The 6,839-nt window shown below is 53.9% G+C and carries 8 protein-coding genes and 2 tRNA genes; 7 read left to right on the forward strand and 3 right to left on the reverse strand.

Going from position 1 to position 6,839, the window contains the following annotated elements; translation table 11 throughout:
- A partial coding sequence (locus tag AB7S84_RS15715; protein ID WP_428155658.1) for a hypothetical protein occupies positions 1 to 210 on the reverse strand: 210 nt, incomplete at its 3' end.
- Between the two features lie 292 nt (positions 211 to 502).
- Here AB7S84_RS15715 and AB7S84_RS15720 point away from each other — a divergent pair.
- Together AB7S84_RS15720 and AB7S84_RS15725 are read left to right on the forward strand one after the other, a co-directional pair.
- Positions 503 to 958 carry a PGPGW domain-containing protein gene (locus tag AB7S84_RS15720; RefSeq protein ID WP_020875090.1) on the forward strand — a complete coding sequence of 152 codons (456 nt, stop codon included), beginning with the start codon at positions 503 to 505 and terminating at the stop codon, positions 956 to 958.
- Positions 959 to 1,432: 474 nt separating this feature from the next.
- Positions 1,433 to 2,083 carry a hypothetical protein gene (locus AB7S84_RS15725; protein WP_428155661.1) on the forward strand — a complete coding sequence of 217 codons (651 nt, stop codon included), beginning with the start codon at positions 1,433 to 1,435 and terminating at the stop codon, positions 2,081 to 2,083.
- Between the two features lie 253 nt (positions 2,084 to 2,336).
- Here AB7S84_RS15725 and AB7S84_RS15730 read toward each other — a convergent pair.
- Positions 2,337 to 2,413, reverse strand: a tRNA-Arg gene (locus tag AB7S84_RS15730).
- A 108-nt stretch (positions 2,414 to 2,521) separates the two neighbouring features.
- Between AB7S84_RS15730 and tadA the strand changes: the two genes are divergently transcribed.
- From tadA to AB7S84_RS15755, 5 genes are all read left to right on the forward strand, one after another.
- The gene (tadA, locus tag AB7S84_RS15735) at positions 2,522 to 2,992 is read left to right on the forward strand and encodes a tRNA adenosine(34) deaminase TadA (RefSeq protein ID WP_428155663.1); all 471 of its coding nucleotides are present in this window, start codon (positions 2,522 to 2,524) and stop codon (positions 2,990 to 2,992) included.
- A gap of 83 nt (positions 2,993 to 3,075) precedes the next feature.
- On the forward strand, positions 3,076 to 4,365 hold the full coding sequence (locus AB7S84_RS15740) for an adenylosuccinate synthase (protein ID WP_020875489.1): 1,290 nt from the start codon (positions 3,076 to 3,078) through the stop codon (positions 4,363 to 4,365).
- A gap of 141 nt (positions 4,366 to 4,506) precedes the next feature.
- Positions 4,507 to 4,583: transfer RNA gene (locus tag AB7S84_RS15745), tRNA-Pro, on the forward strand.
- Positions 4,584 to 5,204: 621 nt separating this feature from the next.
- Entirely contained in the window at positions 5,205 to 5,522 is a 318-nt protein-coding gene (locus AB7S84_RS15750; RefSeq protein WP_040414234.1) for a cupin domain-containing protein, read from the forward strand.
- A gap of 30 nt (positions 5,523 to 5,552) precedes the next feature.
- Entirely contained in the window at positions 5,553 to 5,879 is a 327-nt protein-coding gene (locus tag AB7S84_RS15755; protein WP_020875486.1) for a DUF6122 family protein, read from the forward strand.
- A 66-nt stretch (positions 5,880 to 5,945) separates the two neighbouring features.
- Here AB7S84_RS15755 and AB7S84_RS15760 read toward each other — a convergent pair.
- Positions 5,946 to 6,839 (reverse strand): SufB/SufD family protein (locus AB7S84_RS15760; protein WP_428155666.1); only part of this gene is annotated, 894 nt, incomplete at its 5' end.

Here is a 6,839-nt window from a genome sequence, read left to right on the forward strand (position 1 = left end):
GAGTTCCTGGCGTTCGATCAACAGATGATTCACGAGAAGTACAGCTCCCTGGTTGAAGGATTGGAAATGCGGGAATGAGACTCGAATATACGCTATCGATAGAGCGCAAAAAGTCGCTTCAGCCGAAAGATCGGGAATATTAAAAAAGGACGAAGCGGTCATCGTGGGGCATGCTGCGGCTGAGAATAAGTTCACTTTGGGGAAGCGCACCCCAAAGGGCTCCATCAACTATGTCGACTGAGGGTGAGCTGTTCCTTGAAATTTGAGGGAGAGAGACAATCACAACAATAAAACCTGGAATGGAAATTCCCGGGCGCAAATAAGCCTGGTCGTGATGCGCCTCGTATTTTGTTTTTTGGTGTTCCCAAGGGCCGCAGGTCGGGTTTCAGATCGCATTCCATTTGCGATAGGGCAAATCTGTTTAAGTCATTTCAGCCAACGCCCATAATGGGGTTACTTCCTCAGCGGCGGGCGTTAGCTGCATTATTGGCAGAGGGTTCATATGCTCGGATGGATCCAGACGCATGAGACAATTTTATGGGGGATAGCGGGCGCTTCATTGGTGACATTCATAGCGGCTCTGGCCATTGTTCCGTGGTTGGTAATCCAGATTCCGGCAGACTACTTTGCCGGACAAAAGCGCCCCAGTAGATCCAGGACCCGGCATCGTTCCCCATTCGCATGGCTGTTGCTCCGGATTGTGAAAAACGTAATCGGGGGCGTGTTTGTCATGGCGGGCATTGTCATGCTGGTGCTGCCGGGGCAAGGCGTGCTGACGATCATCATCGGGATCGGGCTCATGAACTTCCCAGGCAAGTTTCGGCTTGAACGTTGGATTGTCTCCCGGGGTCCGACGCTGCGGTTCATCAATCATCTCCGTCGCAGGCGGGGGCGGCCCGATCTTGTTCTCGACGTAAGGAGCGTTTGTGGTGAGCGTCAAAGGAACAGGCGGAAATAATTCCGCAAGCTTTTATTCACAGGATTCAATCCTGCTGTCAGTAGGAAATCTCTCAAGCGCATGAACGAAAATATCCGAAATCTCAATATCAACCGTAGTACGCAGGCAACGCTGCCGGAGTTGGCTGAAAGAATTAACCCGATGGTAAGTGCAAAAGGTCATGGATAAGAAGAGCCGTATGAGGTGAGAGCTTCACGTACGGTTCTGTGAGAGCCTGAGGGGGCAGTTCCCTCGTGCCACTCGACCCTGAAACTCACGTAGGCTGTAACAACAACACCTTGTATGTCGGTTGGGAATTCCACATAACCCTCTGCCAGGGTTTTATCGATTGACTCATGCTTCCAGTCTTCTTTCAACTATACAAAACGAACATAATCTTTTATTGTCGATTATACCGATCATTTTTAACCCATTGGAAAGAGATGAAACCTTACCGAAGTTATTTTGCAAATAATTTTAAATGGGAGGTTCTCAATGACGAAAATTTTATCGTTATCAGCGACAATCCTTATTTTGATGTTCACTCTTGGTGAGAAATCGTTTGCCGCTACTATCATAGGCTCATTTTCAGAACGTCAATGGGATTACAACCTCTATCATGGCATTTCACAGGATGTCACATTTGAAGCTTCCTATTATTTGTGGAACAACATTCCATCAAGTTATCCAGGTCCTTTCTGGCCTCCTCCTGATCAGTGGCCGGAATGGGAACCGATGATTGATCTAACCCTTAATTCAAGCCTTGCCGGAAACACTTGGATGTATCAATCAGGGGCTCCGGGTTATGCAGAGGTGGTTGAAACAATAACAAACGGCAGCATTGATGTTTTTGCTTTCATGACGACTAATTCCGATGGGTATATTTCTGAAAGATATTGTTGGGACCTTGGGGGCGCCTACTATACCGGCAAGAACGGCATTGATTTTGAAGGATTCACCATTGATTCGATCGCATTCGTTCTTGATCAGTTCAAACCTGTTGATGACCTCGGTGCCTTTTATTACACTGTCAACATTTATGGAGAGCAAAACACTTCACCCGTTCCAGTACCCTGTTCCCTGCTCTTATTGGGTACTGGATTGGCGGGCCTTGCAGGAACAAGACTCAGAAGGAAAAAGAGATAGCAAAGCGGCTTCTCTCCGGAGATAGCCACTTGGGGTTCCCGGTAGCGTAGACGCTTCCCGCATGAGATAAAATCTCTCTGTTTTTTGGATATCGGGATCGGTGGGCAAGGAAGAGTTGATACATGGTAAATTTTTCCGTCCTTCCCGGTGCATTTTTTTCGTGGCGACTTAAAACTCCGGGACAATACCGGGACAAAACAGCACAAAAATAAAAAAAGGGTTTAGCCACATTCAGCTAAACCCTTGAATTTTCTGGCGCGCCCGGCAAGATTCGAACTTGCGACCTACGGATTCGTAGTCCGGCACTCTATCCAACTGAGCTACGGGCGCAGAACATCGTTGAATTGTGAAGGCTTAATAGGCTATTATGACGATCCTGTCAACGATTTCTTCAAATTTTTTGAAACTGGATAGAATTGGTTTTATAATCATATGGATATGATGGCATCCCGCGAAAAGATGGCCCTGGCGATAGGTCAGGCGGAACTGGCGGCCGACGCCGGCGAGGTGCCGGTCGGCGCTGTTCTGGTCGACGGGGCGGGGGCAGTGATTGCCGCGGCCCATAATCAGACCATCACCCTCAACGACCCGACGGCTCATGCGGAGATCCTGGCCTTGCGCGGGGCCGCACGCCTTTTAGGAAACTATCGGTTGTTAAACACGACGCTCTATGTTACTGTCGAGCCTTGTGTCATGTGCATGGGCGCCATTGTACACGCGCGGATATCCCATGTTGTTTTCGGGGCTTATGACCCGAAGTGGGGCGGGGCCGGGTCGCTGTACGACCTGGCGTCGGACGTGCGGCTCAACCATCGGGTGTCGGTGACGGGCGGTGTGCTGGCGGAGCGTTGCAGCCGAATGATGCAGGAATTTTTTCAGGCACGAAGGAAAACCGCGGCACCGCGGTGAGCCGGCTCGGGCGCAACGCGGATATCGGAAGTTTTGCGGAATCGTCATCATTGAAAGGTGCATATCTTTTTAAGGAGAAGCAAGTGGCGAACGTCGTTATTGTGGGAACGCAGTGGGGTGATGAAGGGAAGGGCAAGATCGTTGACCTTCTGGCGGAATATGCGGATATCGTGGTGCGCTTTCAGGGGGGAAACAATGCCGGCCATACCATGGTGGTGAACGGCGAGCAGTTCATCAGCCACCTGGTGCCGTCAGGCATCCTACAGGGCCGAACCTGTCTGATCGGCAACGGGATGGTGGTCGATCCGGCCGTCTTGGTGGAAGAGATCGACTACCTGATCGGCAAGGGTGTCCGTGTGGATGAGACGACCCTCAAAATCAGTGAGCGGGCCCAGATGATCATGCCCTACCATAAGTCCATCGATCTTGCCCGGGAGCGGATGAAAGGGGACAAGAAGATCGGTACGACGGGCCGCGGCATCGGGCCGGCTTACGAGGACAAGGCCACCCGGAGAGGGATCCGATTCGTCGACCTCCTGGATCCCGAGGCCTTCCGGGATAAGGTCGAAACCATCATGGCCGAGAAGAATTTTTATCTCGAGCAGTTTTTCAAAACCGAAACCCTCGACCCCGAGGCGGTGATCGCCGAATACCGGCAGTATGCCGAACGCCTGGCCCCTCTGGTGACCAACATCTCCGTCGTCATCGACCAGGGCATCCGCCGGGGCGAGCAGGTCTTGTTCGAAGGGGCCCAGGGGACGCACCTGGATATCGACCACGGGACCTATCCTTACGTCACCTCTTCGAATACGGTTTCCGGAAACGCCTGCTGCGGCGCCGGCATCGGTCCGACGGTCATATCGGATGTCTACGGCATCGTCAAGGCCTATACCACGCGGGTCGGGGAGGGACCGTTTCCGTCGGAGCTGTTCGACGACATCGGGGACGCCATTCAGAAGAAAGGGGCGGAATTCGGCGCCACCACGGGCCGCAAGAGACGGTGCGGCTGGCTGGACCTGGTAATTCTCAGAAATGCCGTCCGGCTCAACGGATTGACAGGTCTCGTCATCACCAAACTGGATGTTCTGGGCGGGCTTCCCGAGATCGAGATCTGCACGGCTTATCGGTACCAGGACGAAACCTTCCGGGATTTTCCCGCAAGCCTGAAGATGCTGGCGGCCTGCGAGCCGGTTTACGAAGTCCTTCCCGGATGGACGGAGGACATCTCGGGCATCCGGCGTTTTGAAGATCTGCCGGAAAACGCCCGCAACTATCTCCGGCGGATCGAGGCCCTCATCGAGACGCCCATCAAGATCATCTCGGTCGGCCCCGGAAGGCAGGAGACCATCGTCCTGGAGAACCCATTCGCATAGGTCCACGGCTCTGGAGAAACACTTCGGAAGCTCCGCCTCAACTTTTCATCGGCGGCAATGGTGGAGCAGGGATTTTTTTGCTGTCGGACGCAATTTTAGGTTGACAATTCAGGCTGTATCCCTTAGAAGAGTAAGCCTTGTCGGGAAGTGGCTCAGCCTGGTAGAGCACAGCGTTCGGGACGCTGGGGTCGCTGGTTCAAATCCAGTCTTCCCGACCATCTAGAAGCAGAAAGGCCGAATCTGGAAACAGGTTCGGCCTTTGTTGTTGGTGCGGCTCCCAAGCCACAAACCTTGAGTGTCACAGCCTGTTATCGGCTACTCGGTTCTCCCTGTTTCATTTGGGAGCGTATCGATATCATTTCCCACGGTGATGCTGGGCGGTGCTTGGTTTACCAGGGCCGGTTTTTCGACTAGGACTTCGGGCGGCCCTGAAATGAGTTCCAGTGCGAGAAACGTCATGAGCGAAATGGTGATCAGGATGATGATATACCGCATTTGAATTCAGATGACCTTTGAATGGGTGCCGGGCTTTCCGGGCAATCTAAGATATTGTCGAACATCGATTTTTCCGAATCTGATCCAAATGAAAGCAAGATTGATGCCGGTTTTATGGAATCTGGATCAGAGGAGGGGGAAAGCAATTTGGATGCATGATTGCGCTGTTTTAACATGCAAAACAGCTATCGATGCTGATAGCGCCGGCCAGGGCGCGAATGCCGGATGGATACGATTGAGAAATAATGACCCAAAAAATGTGATGCGTTGACAAAATTTGTTTATCGGTGTCGATTTGGGATTTGGGGTCTGCAGTGAAAGAAAAGCAGAGGGAAAAACTCGACGTGAAAAGAAACCTGTTCTCAGGGATTCCTGCCGATCTGCCCGAGGAGTTGATGGAGATCCTCGCAGCGTCGGAGAATGTTCGCATCGAGCGGATTGTCTCCCGGGGGCATGCATCGCCGGAAGATTTCTGGTACGACCAGGACAAGGATGAATTCGTTCTGCTGGTTCGGGGACGTGCCGAACTGGCCTTTGCCGGAAAGCCGGATGTCTTGCGCCTGGAACCAGGCGATTACCTCGTCATCCCGGCGCACACCCGGCACCGCGTGGTTTGGACCGAGCCGGCAACCGATACCCTGTGGCTGGCCGTCCATTTTTAAACGAGAACAACTTTCGATGAGGATGATGTGATGGGATGGCGGACGGGGCTGCACCTCTTCCTTCATGTGGCGGCTCCCGCCCTTGCGGCCCGTCTGGCCTGGCGGAAAGACTTCTGGAAATCCTGGGCCGTCATGACGGCGGTAATGGTGGTGGACCTGGATCATCTGGCGGCCGATCCTGTTTTCGACCCCAACCGTTGCAGTATCGGATTTCATCCGCTTCACACGGTTCTTGCCGTCGGTGTCTACGCGCTTCTGTCTTTTGTTCCGGATGCCCGGGTTCTCCGATGGATCGGCATCGGTCTTCTGATTCATATGGGGTTGGACGGCGTGGACTGCCTGTTTCAGGAGAGGTGAGGGCTCGATATTTTCCGACGGAAAGCGGGGGTGCCGCCGGCATGCGACGGCCCCCGCGTCCTGATGTCACTTCAAAAAGCCCTGGATGATGCGGTTGACCGATTCGTCATAGGTCAGTCCCAGACTCATGAGTTTCATGAGTTGGTCATTGGCGATCTTGCCGATGGAGGCCTCGTGGGTAAGTTCCGCGTCCGGATGAAGCGCCTTCAGGGCGGGCACCGTTTCGCTGATGCCGTTGTCCATGATGATGGCGTCGCATTCGATATGGCCGTAGCATTTCGCCCGAGCCTCCAGATTCACGTAAAAATCCTGTTTGGAGTTTCCTTTAACCACCGATCGGGACACGATATTGGCTTTGCTGTCGGTCCCCAGGAGCAACAATTCATTTCTGGATTCGGCCCGCTGGTCGCCGTCGGTCATGACCCTTTCGGTGATCTGAATGGCGCTGCCCGGTCCCAGCTCGGCCGTGTTGAGCCGACGGGCCTCGTCCACGCCGCCCAGTTGCGAGAGCGCCATCTCGGCATAGGCCCCCTCATCGAGAAAGACCTTCGTGGTCGGGTTGAGGGTTCGCTTCCCCTTGCCGGGACCTAAGGCGACATGTTTTTCCACGTATTTCAGACGGGCGTTTCGGCCGATTCTGAATTCGTGGATGCCCTCGTGCCCTTCAGGCGCGGACCCGCCGCAGTGGATGCCGCACCCCGCGATGATGGTGACGTCGGCGTCTTCGCCCACGACGAAGGTGTTATAGACGACGTCGTGGAGGCCGGCCTGGCTCAGGATGACCGGAATGTGCACCGACTCGTTTTTCGTCCCCGGTTTGACGGTGATCACGATGCCCGTCCCGTCGGCATTGCTCTCGATGTCGATGTTTGCCGACACCTCCCGGCCCAACAGCTTTCCGTTTTTACGGATATTGTAGGCGCCCTTGGGGATGCGCTCCAGGTCCGCGACCGCTTTCAG

The organism is Desulfococcus sp. (assembly GCF_050178255.1).
In the GTDB taxonomy this organism is placed as follows: Bacteria; Desulfobacterota; Desulfobacteria; order Desulfobacterales; family Desulfococcaceae; genus Desulfococcus; species Desulfococcus multivorans.

Excerpts from the sequence above, each read along its gene's own strand:
- AB7S84_RS15720 (WP_020875090.1), top strand. The coding sequence starts at position 503 with ATGCTCGGATGGATCCAGACGCATGAGACAATTTTATGGGGGATAGCG.
- AB7S84_RS15725 (WP_428155661.1), top strand. The coding sequence starts at position 1,433 with ATGACGAAAATTTTATCGTTATCAGCGACAATCCTTATTTTGATGTTC.
- tadA (WP_428155663.1), top strand. The coding sequence starts at position 2,522 with ATGATGGCATCCCGCGAAAAGATGGCCCTGGCGATAGGTCAGGCGGAA.
- AB7S84_RS15755 (WP_020875486.1), top strand. The coding sequence starts at position 5,553 with ATGGGATGGCGGACGGGGCTGCACCTCTTCCTTCATGTGGCGGCTCCC.